This window comes from Endozoicomonas sp. YOMI1 (assembly GCF_024606345.1).
Taxonomy (GTDB): domain Bacteria; phylum Pseudomonadota; class Gammaproteobacteria; order Pseudomonadales; family Endozoicomonadaceae; genus Endozoicomonas.
The window spans coordinates 1-2,161 of record NZ_JAHHPM010000204.1; the positions used below are offsets into that span (position 1 = coordinate 1).

Sequence of the window (2,161 nt, forward strand, 5' to 3'; positions counted from 1 at the left end):
CTGGAGTTTCAGGGTGGTGAGGTGTTTCTGGTACAGTTTTTCAAACCGTTTTTGTTCAGAATGTTCCATGTTGCTTCCTTATAGTAAGCCGCACCGGAGTGGTAGGGGTATTAGGAAGTATTGGAAATTGCAGAGGAATGAGGATAAAAGGTATTTTTTGCCGCGTTAGCGGCTTGGTTCAACAAGAGCATCCAGCGGACGGAGCTAGACGCGCCGCCGCTTAGCTCTGCGTTAGGTGGCACTCAAACATCCATTCAGCACTCGGGAACTTTTTCTTGCAATAGTTATCAAATATGATAACCTTTTTTGAAGTGGCAGGTTACGTTTTATAACGAGAAGATAGAGGAAGAGACATTAGGATTTCCAAAAGGTATATTGGCTAACTTCATCCATATCATTGAAATGATTGAAGAATTTGGCCCTGCTCTTGGTAAACCTTACACAGCCCCGATGGGCGACGGTCTCTTTGAAATTCGAGCAAAAGGCAAGGAAGGTATCGGTCGTTCTCTGTACTGTATGATGAAGGGGCAAGAAATTATCATTCTGAACTCCTTCGTGAAAAAGACTCAGAAAACACCAAAAAAGGAATTGGATCTTGCCAAAAAACGGATGAAGGAGGTGAAAAAATGAGCAGACCATCATTCGCTGATTTTAAGAAAAAAGCACTTGCTGATCCTGAAGTTCGCGAGGAGTACGAGCAGCAAGAACTTTCCTATGAGTTGAGAAAAAAACTCATAGCGATGCGTAAGGAAGCTGGCCTTACTCAAGAAGAGATGGCTGAAATGCTCCACACGCAGAAAAGCAACATTTCCAGACTAGAAAATGTTAATTCCAAAACATCCCCAAAGCTCTCAACAATCGAAGATTACGCTAAGGCAATTGGCTACAAAGTTAAAATCAGCTTTGAACCGCGTCCAGCCACCTAAATCGGGTAAGGCTGGTCTTTCTCCAGCCCTCCCCAGTCGAGTCAACCGAAGGAACCTCCCCCTCAGTTGCTCACAGATCCGGACTTGAAGGTCTCCCCTCATCCGGCTCTTCCTATCCAACCGTTGACACACAGCCTATTCGCCAGTGTGCCATTAACCTCGGGGCTCGTTTTGCCACCTTCCCCAAACAGCAGGAAGCTCGCTTTTTCCGACCCCTCAATTTCTTATATTTACCCATTGCCCAGCGAACCAGCGTTGCTTCCACATAATTCAGAACTCTTTTCAACTCCGATCGGTAAAATTTACCGTAGTAATTGATCCAGCCCTGAACATAGGGATTGATCAACTTCGCCAACTCATCCAGCGAGTAGAATGATCGCTTGGTTGGTATTTCCAGATCCCTGATAGTGTCCCGAATATGCTGAGCCGAAGCCTTGCTTATTGCGGGCAGGAAACTGACAAAGTACTTCCCATACCGGCTTCTGGTCATCCTTGGGCGAAAGGTGTAGCTCAGAAAATCAAACGATGTATTCTCATGCTTTTCTGGTCTATCCACATCCATGCAATACACAAGCTTCGTCTTTTCCGGATGCAGCGTCAGACCACAGTCTTTTAGACGTTGCCTGACCCGTTCCAAAGTAGACTCTGCTTCCTGCCTTGTACGACAGTGGATTACCGCATCATCGGCATAACGCTCAAACCATACATTCTGGATATTACATTCCAACCAATGATCAAAGGCATAATGCATAAAAAGGTTCGCCAGCAGTGGGCTGATAACCCCTCCTTGCGGCGTACCCATACTTCGTTCAATCAACTCCTTGCCATCATCAGCAGGCGCTTCCAGCCAACGCTTGATATACAACAACACCCAGGGTTCCTTAATGTGGTGCTTCACCGCTTTCATCATGAGGTCATGATCCAGATTGTCGAAAAATCCTTTAATATCCAGATCAATTACCCAGTCTCGCCGCCAGCAGCGTTTCCGCGTTACTGCCAACGCCTGAAGAGCACTGCGGTTCGGCCTGTAACCATAGGAGTTTTCGTGAAAAACAGGTTCCACTAATGTTTTCGAAATTGTGAACGGTTTTGCTTCAGTCATAGATTCATCCCACACGTTTGGTTGATCTAATCCTTCCGCTGGATAGGTCAGCCCCTTCACTCCATCTCCATTACAGAGACTTCATCACTACTACGAGCTGATCCGCCCCTGTGCCCTGTATTGGTACTCAGAG

At 46.3% G+C, this 2,161-nt stretch carries 3 protein-coding genes; 2 read left to right on the forward strand and 1 reads right to left on the reverse strand.

Going from position 1 to position 2,161, the window contains the following annotated elements; translation table 11 throughout:
• The first annotated feature begins 306 nt into the window (after positions 1 to 306).
• Positions 307 to 630, forward strand: coding sequence for a type II toxin-antitoxin system RelE/ParE family toxin (locus tag KDK15_RS07010; RefSeq protein WP_257294652.1), 324 nt, complete (start codon positions 307 to 309; stop codon positions 628 to 630).
• The gene (locus KDK15_RS07015) at positions 627 to 926 is read left to right on the forward strand and encodes a helix-turn-helix domain-containing protein (RefSeq protein ID WP_257294653.1); all 300 of its coding nucleotides are present in this window, start codon (positions 627 to 629) and stop codon (positions 924 to 926) included. Before KDK15_RS07010 ends, KDK15_RS07015 begins: the two co-directional genes overlap by 4 nt.
• Positions 927 to 1,038: 112 nt before the next feature.
• On the opposite strand, the gene KDK15_RS07020 is transcribed toward KDK15_RS07015, so the two are convergent.
• The gene (locus KDK15_RS07020; RefSeq protein WP_257294654.1) at positions 1,039 to 2,028 is read right to left on the reverse strand and encodes a group II intron reverse transcriptase/maturase; all 990 of its coding nucleotides are present in this window, start codon (positions 2,026 to 2,028) and stop codon (positions 1,039 to 1,041) included.
• Positions 2,029 to 2,161: the final 133 nt, after the last annotated feature.

What these genes read in the sequence shown, in the direction of transcription:
- KDK15_RS07015 (WP_257294653.1), top strand. Translation starts at nt 627, where the DNA reads ATGAGCAGACCATCATTCGCTGATTTTAAGAAAAAAGCACTTGCTGAT.
- KDK15_RS07020 (WP_257294654.1), bottom strand. Translation starts at nt 2,028, where the DNA reads ATGACTGAAGCAAAACCGTTCACAATTTCGAAAACATTAGTGGAACCT.